The sequence below is a fragment of the Pseudoflavitalea rhizosphaerae genome (assembly GCF_003991355.1).
In the GTDB taxonomy this organism is placed as follows: domain Bacteria; phylum Bacteroidota; class Bacteroidia; order Chitinophagales; family Chitinophagaceae; genus Pseudobacter; species Pseudobacter rhizosphaerae.
This window is the reverse complement of record NZ_RCSU01000018.1, coordinates 1-15,404: the sequence shown is the minus strand read 5'-3', so window position 1 is coordinate 15,404 and position 15,404 is coordinate 1. Positions and strand designations below refer to the sequence as shown.

At 45.5% G+C, this 15,404-nt stretch carries 10 protein-coding genes; 5 read left to right on the top strand and 5 right to left on the bottom strand.

Going from position 1 to position 15,404, the window contains the following annotated elements:
• The first annotated feature begins 60 nt into the window (after positions 1-60).
• From D9Y29_RS23670 to D9Y29_RS23660, 3 genes are all read left to right on the top strand, one after another.
• Positions 61-2,196 carry a hybrid sensor histidine kinase/response regulator gene (locus tag D9Y29_RS23670; protein WP_164735526.1) on the top strand — a complete coding sequence of 712 codons (2,136 nt, stop codon included), beginning with the start codon at positions 61-63 and terminating at the stop codon, positions 2,194-2,196.
• Positions 2,197-2,391: 195 nt separating this feature from the next.
• The gene (locus tag D9Y29_RS23665) at positions 2,392-5,307 is read left to right on the top strand and encodes a SusC/RagA family TonB-linked outer membrane protein (protein WP_127132719.1); all 2,916 of its coding nucleotides are present in this window, start codon (positions 2,392-2,394) and stop codon (positions 5,305-5,307) included.
• A gap of 48 nt (positions 5,308-5,355) precedes the next feature.
• Positions 5,356-6,768, top strand: coding sequence for a RagB/SusD family nutrient uptake outer membrane protein (locus D9Y29_RS23660; RefSeq protein ID WP_206513862.1), 1,413 nt, complete (start codon positions 5,356-5,358; stop codon positions 6,766-6,768).
• Between the two features lie 58 nt (positions 6,769-6,826).
• On the opposite strand, the gene D9Y29_RS23655 is transcribed toward D9Y29_RS23660, so the two are convergent.
• Entirely contained in the window at positions 6,827-8,191 is a 1,365-nt protein-coding gene (locus D9Y29_RS23655) for an SGNH/GDSL hydrolase family protein (RefSeq protein ID WP_127132717.1), read from the bottom strand.
• Between the two features lie 181 nt (positions 8,192-8,372).
• On the opposite strand from D9Y29_RS23655, the gene D9Y29_RS23650 reads away from it, so the two are divergent.
• Together D9Y29_RS23650 and D9Y29_RS23645 are read left to right on the top strand one after the other, a co-directional pair.
• Positions 8,373-11,309, top strand: coding sequence for a sensor histidine kinase (locus D9Y29_RS23650; RefSeq protein WP_127132716.1), 2,937 nt, complete (start codon positions 8,373-8,375; stop codon positions 11,307-11,309).
• A gap of 12 nt (positions 11,310-11,321) precedes the next feature.
• A complete protein-coding gene (locus D9Y29_RS23645; RefSeq protein ID WP_127132715.1) occupies positions 11,322-12,071 on the top strand; it encodes a LytR/AlgR family response regulator transcription factor in 750 nt (249 codons plus the stop codon).
• 43 nt (positions 12,072-12,114) lie between these two features.
• Here D9Y29_RS23645 and D9Y29_RS23640 read toward each other — a convergent pair whose 3' ends face one another.
• The 4 genes from D9Y29_RS23640 to D9Y29_RS23625 all read right to left on the bottom strand — a co-directional run bounded on the left by D9Y29_RS23640 (position 12,115) and on the right by D9Y29_RS23625 (position 15,203).
• Complete coding sequence (locus D9Y29_RS23640; protein WP_127132714.1) at positions 12,115-12,537, bottom strand: acyl-CoA thioesterase; 423 nt, start codon at positions 12,535-12,537, stop codon at positions 12,115-12,117.
• Between the two features lie 4 nt (positions 12,538-12,541).
• Complete coding sequence (locus tag D9Y29_RS23635) at positions 12,542-13,516, bottom strand: fatty acid desaturase family protein (protein ID WP_127132713.1); 975 nt, start codon at positions 13,514-13,516, stop codon at positions 12,542-12,544.
• A 20-nt stretch (positions 13,517-13,536) separates the two neighbouring features.
• The gene (locus D9Y29_RS23630; RefSeq protein WP_127132712.1) at positions 13,537-14,427 is read right to left on the bottom strand and encodes a lysophospholipid acyltransferase family protein; all 891 of its coding nucleotides are present in this window, start codon (positions 14,425-14,427) and stop codon (positions 13,537-13,539) included.
• A 104-nt stretch (positions 14,428-14,531) separates the two neighbouring features.
• Entirely contained in the window at positions 14,532-15,203 is a 672-nt protein-coding gene (locus D9Y29_RS23625; protein WP_206513861.1) for a DUF2625 domain-containing protein, read from the bottom strand.
• Between the last annotated feature and the right edge of the window lie 201 nt (positions 15,204-15,404).

The following is a 15,404-nucleotide window of genomic DNA, read 5'->3' as shown; positions in this document are numbered from 1 at the left end:
ATGCGTTATACCTCGGTATACCAGAAAAAAAATCATTCCGGTACCTATTCCAATAACTCTATGAAGCAGAAATTATTATATCTCGGGTGGTCAATTTACCGCGATATTGTGTATTCTGGGTTACACGAAGGGCTGAGCAAAGATCACCGGAAGAAGATCATCCGGTTCAACCAGTTCATTTTCCTTGCATTACTGGTGAATTTTTTTTCTGTTCTGTCTTATTTCTACCATAAGCTTTACATCAGCGCTCTGATCAATATCACCGCCGCTTATTTTTTCCTGGTGGCATTTTATTTCGGTTCCAGGCGAAAGTTGGAGACCGGACGTATTATTGCTATCGTGAATGTGAACCTCTACCTGATCGTGATCAGTTATATAGAAGGGCTGAAAGCGGGGGAGTACCTGATGTATTTTCCTTATTTCCTGGCGCTGACCTTCGTGGTGAACATGCGGCGGAATGCGCGGGAACTTTTGACTGTATATGCTATCACGATAATTTCATCATTGGTTTGTTTGAAGATTTGTCCCTTCATTAACGATATACAAATCATCAACGAAGCGCTCTATCTGCGTTTATATACCAGCAACCTGGTGATCAGTCTTTGCGCTACGATCGTTTTCTCCTATGCCATCCTTCGGGTGAACCGCGAGAATGAAGGGGCTATCATGGAGGAAAAGAAATTTGGGGATACCATCTTCAATACTTCGCTGGATGGAGTGTTCATCATATTTACGCAGACCAATATCATCGCGAGTTGCAATCAGCGCGCGATCGAGTTGTTTGAGGTGGATGAGAAACGGGAGATCGAAGGAACCAGCATCGAAAAATGGTTCGAGGAAGATCATATCCGTCAATTCGAATCCATTGAAGAGGTGGTGGCTACCGGCGCCAGGAACTGGCAGGGTGAACTTGCTTTTTCTACGAAGAATGGCCGCACATTCCATGGCTATGTGAGTGTTGTTCCATTTTCATATAAAGATACCCGTTATACCAAGATAAGTATACTGGATGTGTCTCAGGTGAAAATGACGGAGTTTGAACTGATGAAGGCGAAAGAGACTGCGGAAGTGGCTGCCAAGACCAAGAGCCGTTTCCTGTCTAATATGAGTCATGAATTGCGTACGCCGCTGAATGGTATCATTGGGGCTTCCAACCTGCTGCTCCAGGAAGAATATTTGCCGGGTCAGCGTCCGCATCTTGATATCCTTCAGTTCTCTTCACGTCATATGATGTTACTGGTGAATGATATTCTCGACTATCATAAACTGGAGGCAGGCAAGCTGGAGCTGGCTTCTGTACCGGTTAACATGAAAGAGTTCATCGAGAAGATCGCTTCACAATTCAGTTCCCAGGCTGATGCGCGTGGGTTGGAGCTCAAAACGGATATCGATGAAAGACTGGATACGGAGCTGATCACCGATGAAACCAGGCTCAACCAGGTGTTGAGCAACCTGTTGTCGAATGCAATCAAGTTCACACATAATGGAAAGATCACACTGGCAGTACGTCAGTTGTTCTCTTCCAGTTCACAGGTAACAGTTCAGTTCATTGTGATGGATACGGGAATAGGTATACCGCGCAACAAGCACCGTGAAATTTTCGAGAGCTTCACTCAGGCGGATGTGAATACCACCCGCAAGTATGGTGGAACCGGTCTTGGACTGGCTATCACCAAAAAGATCCTCAACCGTTTCAACAGTGATTTGTTGCTGGAAAGCGAGGAAGGAAAGGGAAGTGCTTTCCATTTTACTGTAGAGCTGAAAGTGAACGAGAATAAGCCGAGGTATATTCATGAAGAGAATGCCAGTCAGCTGGAGCCATTGCAGGGAGTGCGGGTGCTGATTGCTGAAGACAATCCCGTGAACTTATCTATTGCCAAAAGATTTCTTACCAAGTGGGGCATTGCCGTTAGTGAGGCTACCAATGGGAGGGAAGCCGTGGAACAATTCAAGAGAGAGAACTACGATCTGCTCCTGATAGATCTCGAAATGCCTGAAATGGATGGCGCAACTGCATTAAAAGAGATCCGGAAGCTCAATGAAACAATTCCTGTATTAGCGTTTACTGCTGCCGTTTATGATAACATGCAACATGATCTTATCCAGAAAGGATTCACTGATTTTATTCATAAGCCCTTCCGTCCCGGAGAACTGCATTCAAAAATTACTTATCTTGTCGCCCCTTTACGAGCATAGGTTCAACTCCTGAACATTTCATTAAACTAAATAAGGGCGTGCAACAGTACTGAGGTAAGTTGTCATTTTTTAAACAAAATGATTGTCATTACACGAATGATGCAGCATTACTGATTGTATTGTGGTCACATGATAAGATACCAGACTGTATTCCCTAAAGATTTTATCTATTGAGTTCTTTCAAAAAAACAACTTATGAGAAGACCATTATTAGTTCTGATGGCAATGCTCATGGCATTGTATTCTTTCTCTCAGTCGAAACAAGTAACGGGGTCCGTAACCGATAAGCGGGACGGTGCTCCGATACCTGGTGTGACTGTTACAGTGAAAGGCACATCAACATCCACAGTAACGGAACCTGATGGATCGTTTAAGTTAACTGTTCCGGCAAATGCAACCACACTCGTATTCAGTAGTGTGGGATTTCAGACGCAGGAAGCTGCAATTGGTAGTGGGATAGTGAACGTTCAGCTGGAAATTGGCAGCAGCTCATTGTCTGAAGTGGTTGTAACAGGTTATACCACTCAAAGCAAACGTCAGTCTGCAGGTTCATCCATCCGTGTGGCAGGTGATGAGATCAAACTGCAGCCTGTAGGTTCATTCGAGAGGAGCTTGCAGGGTAAAGTACCCGGTTTGCTGGCGCTTTCGCAGTCAGGACAGCCAGGTTCTGCTGCAGAAGTAACTATCAGAGGTAAGGGGTCTATTAATGGAACTAATACTCCATTATATGTAATAGATGGAATTCAACTGAGTGCTGCCGACTTCGCTACTATCAATCCGGGCGACATCGAATCTATCAACGTATTGAAAGATGCTTCCGGAGCAGCAATCTATGGTTCACGTGGTTCCAATGGAGTGATCGTGATCACCACTAAACGCGGCGCTTCAGGTCAGACCAAAGTGAACTATGATGGCCAGTTCGGTTTTTCGGAACTGCCGAAGAACAAACTCAGGCTGATGAATGCAGGTGAGAAGCTGCAATATGAATTTATGGCCGGCAATCCTTTTGGCTGGACAAGCGAGGATAGCGCAAGGCTTAGCAAGGTCAACAACCATATCGAAGATGCCCTGTTCCATAAAGGAACAACACAACAACACCAGGTAAGCGCTTCAGGTGGTAACGAGAAAACCCACTTCTATCTTTCCGGTTCCATCTTCGATCAGCAGGGTGTTGTGCGGAATACCGGTCTGAAAAGATACACGGGCCGCGCCAATATTGATAATACATTTGGCAACTGGAAGATCGGACTCAACGCCAGTTTCGGTTACTCACGCCTGATGAATACTTCCGAAAATGATGTTAGTACAACTCAACCTTTGAACGGAATTCGTTGGTTTAATCCCTATATTGAACTATATGATGAAAATGGAGAGTTCAACAGTGATCCTTACCAACCCAATCCACTGCGTGAAATGCTCCTCAGCAATAGAGCCGGAAACCAATATAAAGGCATCGGATCAGTATATGCAGAGTACCGCCTTCCCTGGGTTGAAGGTCTTCGTGTAAGAACACAATGGGGAGGTGATTTCATGCAGGATGAAACGAGCCGTTATTACGACAGGGCTTCCATACAAGGTTCTGTTGGTAGTGGAAATAGCGGCTATCTAACTAAAGGGTATAGCCGCTTCGTTCGGTTCACCGGAACAACTTCTCTGAACTACCGCAAAACTTTCGGCGATCATGATCTGAATGCTTCATTGTTCAATGAGATCGTGCAGGCCAGGCAGGAGAATTTCGGGTTCACCGGCTTCGGACTGATCGGGCCCTTGAAAAATGTGGCTGGTATTACTCCCGGAACCGCAACCAATGGATTCATCCCGGTAGTGAACGGCCTGGTTTCGCAAAATGCGCTGGTCTCCTATTTCATTGATGGAGTTTATGGATTCCGGAACAGGTATTTTCTGAACTTTGGAGCCAGAAGGGATGGGTCTTCCAGGCTTTCGAAAAGCAATCGATGGGCGAATTTCGGTCATATAGGCGCCAGTTGGATCGTATCCGATGAAGACTTCATGGCCAATACTGAGAACTGGCTTACGTCCCTGAAACTGAAAGCGAGCTACGGTTCTGTCGGAAGCCAGGGGGTAGGTGATTTTGAATCCCTCTCGCTGCTAAGTCCATCTGTTTACAACGGTGAAGGTGGTTTTACTCTCACCAATCTTGCACACGACATCACCTGGGAAAAGAAATTAATGTTCAATACAGGTATAGAATTCTCATTGTTCGATGCCAGGCTCAGTGGTAGTGTGGAATATTACAATAACCTCACCAAAGACCTCTTCCTGAACAGGCAGTTGAGCCGCACTTCAGGTTTCTCCTCTATAACCAATAATCTTGGTAAGATCCGTAACGCAGGTATCGAGATCGCCATCAGCGCAACGATCGTTCGTGGAAATGATTTCAACCTTACGATATTCGGAAACTATGCACATAACAAAAACAGGCTGGTTGAACAGCCAGGCCTTGAACAGAATGTGGAAGGATTCAATATCAGTAAAGTTGGCCACCCGATCAACTCCATGTATATAGCCCGTTATGCAGGCGTTAATCCTGAAAATGGCGAAGCACAATATCTGAAGGCAGATGGCAGTATCACCGAAAACTTTTTACAGGCAGGCCGTTTTATTGTAGGCACTACCGATCCGACTGATTTTGGAGGCTTCGGCGCCACAGCATCCTATAAAGGAATTGAACTGAATGTGCAGTTCAGCTATTCTTATGGCAATGTGTTTTACAACAACGATCGTTTCAATGTTGAGAACCCCAATTACTTTACCACCAATTTGGCCGCCGTTATGTTGAACGAATGGACCAAGCCAGGGCAGATTACGGATATCCCTTCAGGGTATAGCATATTTCAGGGGGCAACAACCAGGTTTGTTGAGAAAGGTGATTTTATCCGCCTTCAGAATGTTATGCTCAGCTATTCAATGCCGAAATCTATTCTTCAAAGAGCAAAGATCAATGCTATGCGCTTTTTTGTACAGGGACAAAACCTGTTTGTTTGGCATAACGTGAAAGGTTATGATCCTGAAGTACCTTCAGGTATAATGATGGGAGCTGTATATCCTCAACTTAAAACCATCACTTTCGGTGTTAACCTCGGTCTCTAAACTATTAAAACGAAGGAAATGTCAATTAAAAATTACATAATAGGGGCAATGCTTGCAGGAATCACAGCAACATCCTGTTCAAAGATCCTGGATGTGAATCCCGAGTCCCAACTGGATGCATCAACAAGATTCCAGAAGCTGGAAGATTACCGGTTTTCGTTGCTGGGGACCTACAGCCTTTTCCGCAATGATAATTACTATGGAGCATTTGAGGGCGATGCAAATGCATTCGGCCTCTTATCTGATATACTGGCGGATGACCTGTTGTCTACACGCGAGAATCTGCAAAGTCAGGTAGTGTTTTCTGATTGGACCTATGCTGCCAATGAAAGCCAGGTGGAAAAGGCATGGATCATAGGTTACAAGATCATCAACCAGGCCAATATGACCCTGGAAGGGATCGACCGTTTTGCTGAAAAGAATCCCGATGAGGTAAACAATATCAAAGGTCAGGCCCTGGCTATCAGGGGGTATGTACATTTCGATCTGCTCCGTTACTGGGTGAATGATTACAGCCGCAACTCCAATGAACCGGGCGTTCCCTATATCACTCAATCGGATTATGAACAGAAGCCTTCCCGCGGTACAGTGAAAGAAACTTATGATAAGATCGAGAAAGACCTGCTGGATGCACTTGCTTTGCTGGAAAACCAGGGTCCAACCCAACTTGCATATATAAGCGCAGACGCGGTAAAGGCCATGCTGGCAAGATTATATCTGTACAGTAAACAGTATGATAAGGCTATTGATTTTGCCACTGAACTGATCAATAATTACCCACTGGCATCAAAGACCACTTTTCCCCAGATATGGACAGACTTCAGTTATGATGAAGTGATCTGGTACATTGCTTTCGATGATGGACAGGGAACACCAGGTGGTAATGTATATACTCCGGCTCTCAATTATAGTCCATATTCTCCCAATGAAGACCTGATCGCTGAATATACTGCCGATGATATCAGGCCGGCGGCTTATTACGCAGTAAGGCCGGATGGTAATGATGAAGACCGTTTTGTGTTGATCAAGTATCAGGGTAAATACACTGCTCAGTTTAGACCTGATGGCGTTGTGAACTTCAAAGTGTTCAGGGTTTCAGAAATGTACCTGATCCGCGCTGAAGCGTATGCAATGTCCACTACACCCGATGAAGCTGCTGCCAATGATGATCTCAATGAGCTGAGGAGAGCGCGCATAACAGGCTATGCCGATGAAAGCTACAGTGGTCAGGATTTGCTGGACGCCATTGAAATGGAACGTCGTAAGGAGCTGATTGGTGAAGGACATCGCTTCTTTGACCTGAAGAGGAAAGGGGCAGCAGCAAGAAAAGTGCAAAGGACCAACTGTTCGGAGAATTGTGAGCTTGATCCCGATGCGCCACAATGGACATTTCCGATCCCTCAATCCGAGATCGATGCAAACCCTGCCATCAAACCTCAGAATCCGGGATATGGTGATTAATCAAATCATCTTTGCAAATAAAAAAGATCGGGCGCTCATTGTTGAGCGCCCGGTTCTTTTATATCTTCTCTATTTTCACCCTCACAGCTGCCGGCTTATTGAGCTCATACAACCTCTCCTGCATCTTACCCCACTCTTCATACAACTCTTCTTCTTTAGGTTTATTCTTCAGGTAACGTTCCGCCGGTGGACGCTCATTCTTTTTGGTAGCCGTATCTGCCAGCTTTCTTTGCAAAATAGCAATGCCACTGTCTTTGATTTTCCCATACGGTAATTTAAACAGCGTTCTGTACTCCATATGCCTAAGCTGGCGGAGATCAGATTCAAGTGCTTTCATCTTCAAACAATAGTCCAGCACTTCTTTCGCCTGACGGCTTTGCGGTGTATTCAACAAAGAAAGATTGATTCCTTCACTGAATTGGATTGCACTGAATTCTCCTGCCACACTATCGTTCAGGATCAACCGATATTTTCCATTAGGTAATCCGGCAACTCTCAATAATTCCGTATTGAATTCTTTTGTAAACGGCACCAGGTCAAGAGCCGGAACGGCGGCGGGAAACATGGAATAGGGCAATGAGCCAGGTTGGATGGTGAACTGAATTCCATTTTTCGAGAACGAGAGATCAGTCAGCTTGTTACCAATAGTGTTAACTACTTTCCTTGAACCGTAGCTCAATGAAATGATATTGGAAGGTGTAGCTCCAATTGTTGAATGCAGGAATTGATAAGCCATCGTGAAATGCCCGGGTGATGCGGGATGCACACGGTCCTTACCCACAATGGTAAAGCTGCTGTCTCTTGCCTGCATCTTCTTGTTGATATTGGTCATGATACTCCAGTAATCAACTGTGCGTAACCGGTAGCTATCAGCCAGCTCCTGCATATAACCAGCGCAGGTTTTCAGTGCATCATTCACGCCGTTCAGGTTTTCTTTCGGGATCTTTGCCGTTTGGTCGTAGATGCTTGGCTTTTGCAGGACCACTTTCACTTTATTATCTACCAGGTATTTCACGATCTGTGAGAGGTTCTCTTTATAAGTGGCCAATGCCATTTCCTTCTTTTCCCGGATACTATCAATACCATTGAACCTTGCTGCATAGAGCGGTCGGTTCACATCATTCATGCCGATCATGATCACGGCATAATCAGGTTTGTGGACCATAATGTCCGGTTGCATACGTGCAAGGATCCCTCCTGTAACATCGCCGGAGATCCCGCAATTGATGAATTCCACTTTTTGATCAGGGAAACGTGTAGCATAGAAGCCGCGAATATAATGCAGGTATTCTCCTGCCTGGGTAATGCTGTTACCTACAAAGCAAACTTTGGCGCCATCGGGAAATATAAGATTGCTTTGAGCGGTTAGCCCGGCCGGCAGCAAGGCCAGGCAAAATGCTGGATAAAATAATTTTCTGAGCATGTGGTGTGCTGTTATGTGTTGGATACAATGATCATTGAAGATACAAAGCAGCAGGATTCGCCGAACTCCAAATATTACCCTGAATATTCCGGGTATTGTACCGTTCTTTCAACGCCACTCATTTTTTTTAAATATATTGTGGCCATAGTTGCCCCGTACACCAAACTATTGCTCAACAGCCATGAAGCATAAACTTTATCCGTTCAGTTCTTCCTTACCTGTTCATTACAGGAAAGCCGTATGCTTGCTTTGCTGTTCCATATTCTTTTCTTTCATTGCCCGGTCCCAGGAATTCAGTTACTCACATTATACCACGCGGGATGGCCTCGCCAGTAAAGTAGTGTATTGCATGCAGCAGGATACTGATGGCTTTATGTGGTTCGGTACGGAAGCAGGGCTCAGCCGGTTTGATGGCACCAGTTTCAAAACCTTCACCATGCGCGACGGATTGCCCGACAATGCCATCGTCCGCCTGTTTGCCGATTCCCGTGGTCGCGTATGGATCATGCCTTTCAAGAACAGTATCTGCTATTACTACAAAGGGAAAATACATACTCAGGAAAACGACAGCCTGCTGGCAAAGATCAGGCTCACTGATTTTGTGATGGGATGTGAGGAAACCAGTTCCGGCGATATCGTAATTCTTGACAAGAAAACGATCTGGTCATTTACTGCAGGCAATGAAGTGATCAAATATCAATGTCCGGGAACACCCGATTGCTATCTCTCCAAACTGGTGGACCAGGATGACGGTGAATTCCTGATTGTAGATCATCAAAAGGTGTTTGCCACTAAGGATTTCAAACAATATGAATACCTTTTCAGCCTGCCTGCCAAAGAAGCTGGTGAAGGACAGTCGTTGGTCACCCGCGATCTTATCTGCTGGTATCCTCCCAGGAATATGTTGCGTATCCGGTCACTAAAGTATAAGATCGATTATGACATACCGGTGCCCAGTCTCAACACCATTTTGAAATTGAGTGATACCGTGATCTCTCTCAATACCAGCAGTGGTTCCTTCCGGTTCAATATTCTTACCAGGCAGTTTTCCGAATACTTCCTGGAGAGTAAGAATGTAAGCAATTGTTTTACCGACAATGAAGGAGGATCCTGGTATTCCACCGTCAATGATGGTGTGTACCGCCTGCGTTCCCGGCGGGTAAAGAATTTCAGGAGACTGGCGCCGGGCCAACAGAACTTTCTGGTGTTTGAATTGCAGCCAGACAGTAATGCCATACTCGTGGGAACGGATATGGGTTGCATGGAAATAAGAACTGATGGTAGCGGTGCGGCGCTGGGCCTTTCCAGGAAATTCAATGTGTCGTCTTTCAACAAGCCTGTGCGGGCTGTGATTGCGCGGAAAGATATGCACCTGCTCGCCAGCGGCCCCAGCGTGTTCATTAGCGAAAAGAATGTTCCGGTCCGTGCTGCCATGCATTTCGGTGCCATCAAACAAATGGATTTTCTAAGCGATAATGAACTGGTGCTGGCAACCTCTTCCGGACTCTTGTTGCTTGATTTCCCTTCTCTCCAATGTAAGAAAGTGATCCGGGAAGGCAGAGCCACCAGTATGCTGATCAGGAGGGATTCCATTTATTGGGGTACACTCACCGGTCTGCTGTTGCGAAGGCCCGATGGAGTATACGATGATCTTGGCCACCGGATCCCCTTTCTCAAAGGAAGAAAGATCAATGCCATCAGGGAAGCGGCAGACGGAGCCATATGGGTGGCTGCATTTGGTGGAATTGTGGAAATCAGGAATAATGAAATGATCAGGGTATTCAACACCAGCAATGGTTTGAGCAGCGAGGACTGCCGTACATTGGCAGTGGACCGGAACTGCATCTGGGTGGGGACCGATAAGGGGCTCGACAGGGTTTTCATCGATCCGCCGGGAAGTATTATTCATTATTCCACATCCGACGGGCTTGGTTCCAATATGATCAATACTTTGCTGGTGAAAGGCCACTACCTGTATGCCGGAACTCCTGAAGGTGTTTCCTATTTCAACAAAAGCACCATCAGTACTGATTCCCGTTGTGATCTCCGGCTGTTGAATGTAAGCATCGATGGCCAGTCCGCAACGCAGTCGGACGATTATGCACTCGAATACAATAAACGCAATATCCGTTTCGATTATGTAGGGATCTCCTACGGATCAGAAGGCGATATTGAATACACTTACAGGCTAAAGGGATTTGATACTGCCTGGCATACAACAAGACAAACAGCGCTTGACTTCATCGCATTGCCCGCCGGCGAATATTTGCTGGAACTTTTTGCTACCAATAAATTCGATGTGAAAAGCAAGTTGCTGAACATCGGGATACTGATCAAAACACCTTTCTGGCAAACAGCCTGGTTTATGGTGCTCCTGGCTGTGGTCATTATCGGTTGCACCTGGCTGTTGGTAACGCAAAGGAACAAACGTATACGTGATAAGGAAAGGGCCGGCCGGGCTATCCAGGATAAATTGCATGAGCTGGAGCAGAAAGCGCTCAGGGCCCAGATGAACCCCCATTTCATTTTCAACAGTCTCAATTCCATCCAGGGCTTCATTCTCGATAACGATGCAGACAGCGCCAATAAATACCTGAGCAGTTTTGCCCGCCTGGTAAGGCAAACGCTGGACAATTCGGCGCATCCGGAGATCTCTGTGGAAGATGAGATCAATTACCTTGGCACGTACCTGCAACTGGAGCAGTTACGGTTCAAGCATAATTTCAGATATAGTGTGAAAGCCGCTCCTGAAGTGAATGTATCGCAAACATTCATTCCCGGCATGGTGCTGCAGCCCTTTGTGGAGAATGCGATCCGCCATGGCATTCAGAACAGGCAACAAAAGGGAGGCTTTGTGCAAGTGGAATTCTCGATTTACCAGGATTTGCTCTGCTGCACCATTACAGACAATGGCCCGGGCAGGGAAGTAGTACAGACCATCAAATCATCTCAACATATCGAATACCAGTCCAAAGGCATGCAACTGACTACGGAACGTATCAACGTGCTTAACCTGCAGCAGAAAAGACGGATATCACTGGAAGTGGAAGATGTATTGGATGAAGCCGGACAGGTGGCCGGAACCCGGGTCAACGTTAAATTCCCTGTCAACCATTAATCATTACAGCCTATGAACATTTTCAATTGCATTCTTGTAGACGACGAACCACTGAACCTCGATGGTTTGGAAAAGATGATCAACCGGTATTGCCCTGAGCTCACCGTGGTGGGAAAGGCCACCAGTGCACAGGAAGCCCAGGAGCTGATTCGCGCGGCTTCGCCACAGATCGTTTTCCTGGATATCCAGATGCCCAGGGAAAATGCATTTGACCTGCTGGATAAATTAATGCCTGTGAACTTTGAGATCATTTTCGTAACTGCTTTTGATAATTATGCACTAAAGGCTTTTCGATACAGCGCGCTGGATTACCTGCTCAAGCCTGTTGACATGGATGAACTGCGTACAGCGGTGCAGAAAGCACGGACCAAACTGGCGGAGAAAGATGTGAACATGCGCCTGGCCGGCTTCCTGGACCAGATCAGGGAACGGAACGGGAATTCAAGGATCGCGTTGAAAACGAAGGAAGGTCTGATCTTTTATCCCATTAAAGACATAATGTATTGCACAGCTGAAAGGGCCTATACCCGTTTCACATTTGTGAACAGCAAGCATTTACTGGTGAGCGGCAACCTGAAAGAGTTCGAAAGCCTGCTACCGGAAGACAATTTCTGCCGCGTACACGATTCATATCTGATCAACCTGGACCATGTAAAAAAATATCATTACGGAAAGGGAGGATATGTTGAAATGACTGATGGGGTACCCATCGACGTGAGCTCGCGTAAACGTGCGGCCTTTCTGGCGAAGCTCAGGTACTAAGGCCGGTACTTAATGATGCCCGGCCTTAGACCAGTTGTATATTTTACAGTTCGCCGTCCCATTCCGGCGCCCCCTCTAATTTCGCTAACAAGCCTTCAGGAAGGAAGGGCCTGCCGCCACCCGCTTTCACACAGGTTCCGGAAAACACCGCTTTGGTAACGATCTTGTTGTTGAGGAGAATGGTTTGCCTGAAATGCAGCACTGCCTTATTTGTTTTGTCCAGCATCGGACTGCAGGTGACCTGGAATGTATCTCCTTTTTTGAGCGAGCGCACGAACTGAAGTGTGTAGCGCGACAGCACCATATTGTTTCCCTTATGTGCTTCTGCTTCGAAATCGAAATCCAATACTTCGCGGATGAAATCATGACGGCACCATTCCATGTAGAAAGGGTAGTACAATCCGTCTACGATCTGCTGCACATCGATATGCTCGTCTTTTACAGTATAGGTTTTTGAAAATTCCATAAATCTATTTTACGCCAACCATGGAATTGGTGGAAGGGTCCCATACTTTCAACCGGAAGCAGGCAATGATGTCTGCAGGATTCAAAGTTGTTGTTTTTGCTTTCTGTAATTGTGGAATGCTGGACATCACTTCAGGCAGGCGATAAAATGGAATCCGGGAATTGATATGATGGATATGATGATAACCGATATTGGCGGTAACCCATTTCCAGAAAGGATTCATCACCATATAGCTGGAGGAAGACATGGCGGCTTCTTCATAACACCATTCATCTTTTTCGCGGAAGGTTACGCCGGGAAAATTATGCTGTGCATAGAACAGGTAAGCACCGATCATGAATGCAACGAGGAATGGGATAACGGCAGCCAGTAACCAGGTGAACCAACCGAAGTACACAAAGATCAGTACACCGATGGTGAAATGAACAATTAGCGCAACCAATGAATCCCAGTGGCGTTTGGGGGCACTGAGAAAAGAGCGCACGCACATGCCGTACACGAACATGGTGAGGTATCCGAACAGAATGGTCAGCGGATGGCGCACAAACAGGTAGCTGCGTTGTTCAGCTTTGGAGGACTGCATGAATTTCTGTTTGGTCATGATCGGGTAGGAACCGATGCTGGCGCTGAAGAGTTTGCTGTTATGATTATGGTGATAATCATGGGAGCGCTTCCAGATGCTGGTAGGCGCCAGTATGAAAATACCGTAGAGTTTAAAGAGGACATCTGCGGGCAAGGAACGGTGCAGGATGGTATGGTGCTGGTGATCATGGTAGATCACGAACATACGCACCATGGTGAGTCCGGCCCCAATGCTGCAGGCGATGCGAAGCAGTGGATTTTCCAGAAAATAAATTCCGGCGAAGAAGGCCATCAGGATAGCCAGTGTAGAAAGGGTATGATACCAGCTTTTCCAGGGGATTTCTTTGGCAAAGGGCTTGGTGGCAAGTATCAGTTCCCTGCCCGATTTGATTTGCATGATTTGTAACTATGGGTTTTTTAAACTAATGACTTTTCTGCTGGGCGTTTATGCTTCCATCGCTTATGAGTCCAGAGCCATAACTCGGGTTGCTCCCGGATATCTTTTTCCAACCTGGCGGTGTGTAATGTGGTGATCTCAGTTTCTGCCGTATTCTTAGGTTCTTCGGACAATAACTCTGCCAGTATCGTATAATAACCTCTTTTCAGTCGCTTTATTGTTATATAAACGATGGGATAATTCATTTTTTTAGCAATCTTTTCTGTTCCGGGAAATACCGGTGTGTCCTGGTTGAGAAAGGTTGTCCAGATTGCATTTTCGGGCATGGGTGTTTGATCTGCGATGAAAGCAGTGGCGCTGGTGATGGATTTATACTTCACCATGTCTTTGTAGGTCTCTCTCATGGCGATAAGACCTGTGCCGAATCTTGTGCGCATACGGTACATCAGTCCGTTCAGGTATTTGTTGGCGAGCGGATGGTACACCACAAACAATTTTTGTTTGCAGGTAAGGCTGAATGTATTGCCTGCCCATTCCCAGTTACCGTAATGTCCCATCACTAAGATGATACTTTTCCCTTCCTGGTTGTAACGGTCAAAAATTTCCTTAGCCCCGGGGCTTAATGTACAATGCTTCAGCATGGATGATCTGCTGATGGTAAGTGTTTTGAATGTTTCAGGAAAGAGATCACAGAGATAATGGTAGAAGTCTTTGCAGATCCTTTTTATTTCCGCTTCCGATTTTTCGGGGAAGGCATTGCGGAGGTTTTGCATGGCCACTTTCCTGCGATAACCTACAATATAATAAAGTACAAAATAGAACCCATCGCAAACCAGGTACAAGACCGGGAAGGGTAGGAGGGATAATAAATAGATGAACGGTAGCGAAATATAATAAATCAGGCCTTGCATAAAGTACCCAATATAATGCATCTCTTTAAATTAGCTTAATTTATCATGGTAAACTCTTCCCAAAAAGAGCGATTGTGCCATTGATTAAAGCTACATGGGGCAGATTAATTGATTTTCTTAAAGTATAAATTCCATAATTCTTCAATTGGAACTATTTGCATTTGGGTTTCATCAAAGTTTTCCTGGCTTTCCTTGCTCCAGAGAAGAGGGTAAAAAGAAAATCCCTGGTCACCTTTGATTTTAGAAATATCATTCCTCCAGTTCTTCCATTGCATACCCTCATAAAATTTAGAAAGGTCACCTGAAAAACAAAATTGAAGAAAGGCGGAGTATGTCAATTGCAAATTCATCCATGATGGATTATCCGGGGTAAAATAAAAAACTTTACCCAGGCTGGCAGAATCCAGTCCTCCGCCATTAATGGCAAAGAAGCCGCCGATAACATCATCTGCAACCAATAGAAAAGGAGGTCTTTCTCCTTGCCTGGTGATTGATTTTCCCATATTCCAATTCATTAATGATCTTGGTAATTGATTAGAGCCGGAACCTAAGATCCTCAGCCAGCCACTGTCTACCAAAATGCCTCCTGTTTCATAAATAATTGCACCCATCGGCGAGTTTGTTGTAACCTGTGCATAATATAAAGCGCTGTCTGCAGCGATCTTGTTTTTGGGAAGGATTTCGATCGGGTTTGATGCGCTATTTATGTCTGATTGCAACAATTTCCATGTGTCAGATTTCTTGTTGATGAGTTCATTTAAGGGGCGCATTTTCATTTGCCCATAAGTTATGGATGTGCTTATAAATAGTCCAATGGAAAAAATAAGGTGGCGCATGGAGTTTATTGGATTGAAATAAAATATTAAGTGGTAAAATAGCGAGATAATATGAATCCTGGAGTTCTTAAAATAAAACGGGCTGATCAAAGTTGATCAACCCGTGCTTGTACCGCGTACGGGATTCGAACCCGTATCACC

Coding starts and splice junctions, on each gene's coding strand:
- D9Y29_RS23670 (WP_164735526.1), top strand. CDS start 61: ATGAAGCAGAAATTATTATATCTCGGGTGGTCAATTTACCGCGATATT.
- D9Y29_RS23665 (WP_127132719.1), top strand. CDS start 2,392: ATGAGAAGACCATTATTAGTTCTGATGGCAATGCTCATGGCATTGTAT.
- D9Y29_RS23660 (WP_206513862.1), top strand. CDS start 5,356: ATGCTTGCAGGAATCACAGCAACATCCTGTTCAAAGATCCTGGATGTG.
- D9Y29_RS23655 (WP_127132717.1), bottom strand. CDS start 8,191: ATGCTCAGAAAATTATTTTATCCAGCATTTTGCCTGGCCTTGCTGCCG.
- D9Y29_RS23650 (WP_127132716.1), top strand. CDS start 8,373: ATGAAGCATAAACTTTATCCGTTCAGTTCTTCCTTACCTGTTCATTAC.
- D9Y29_RS23645 (WP_127132715.1), top strand. CDS start 11,322: ATGAACATTTTCAATTGCATTCTTGTAGACGACGAACCACTGAACCTC.
- D9Y29_RS23640 (WP_127132714.1), bottom strand. CDS start 12,537: ATGGAATTTTCAAAAACCTATACTGTAAAAGACGAGCATATCGATGTG.
- D9Y29_RS23635 (WP_127132713.1), bottom strand. CDS start 13,516: ATGCAAATCAAATCGGGCAGGGAACTGATACTTGCCACCAAGCCCTTT.
- D9Y29_RS23630 (WP_127132712.1), bottom strand. CDS start 14,427: ATGCAAGGCCTGATTTATTATATTTCGCTACCGTTCATCTATTTATTA.
- D9Y29_RS23625 (WP_206513861.1), bottom strand. CDS start 15,203: ATGAAAATGCGCCCCTTAAATGAACTCATCAACAAGAAATCTGACACA.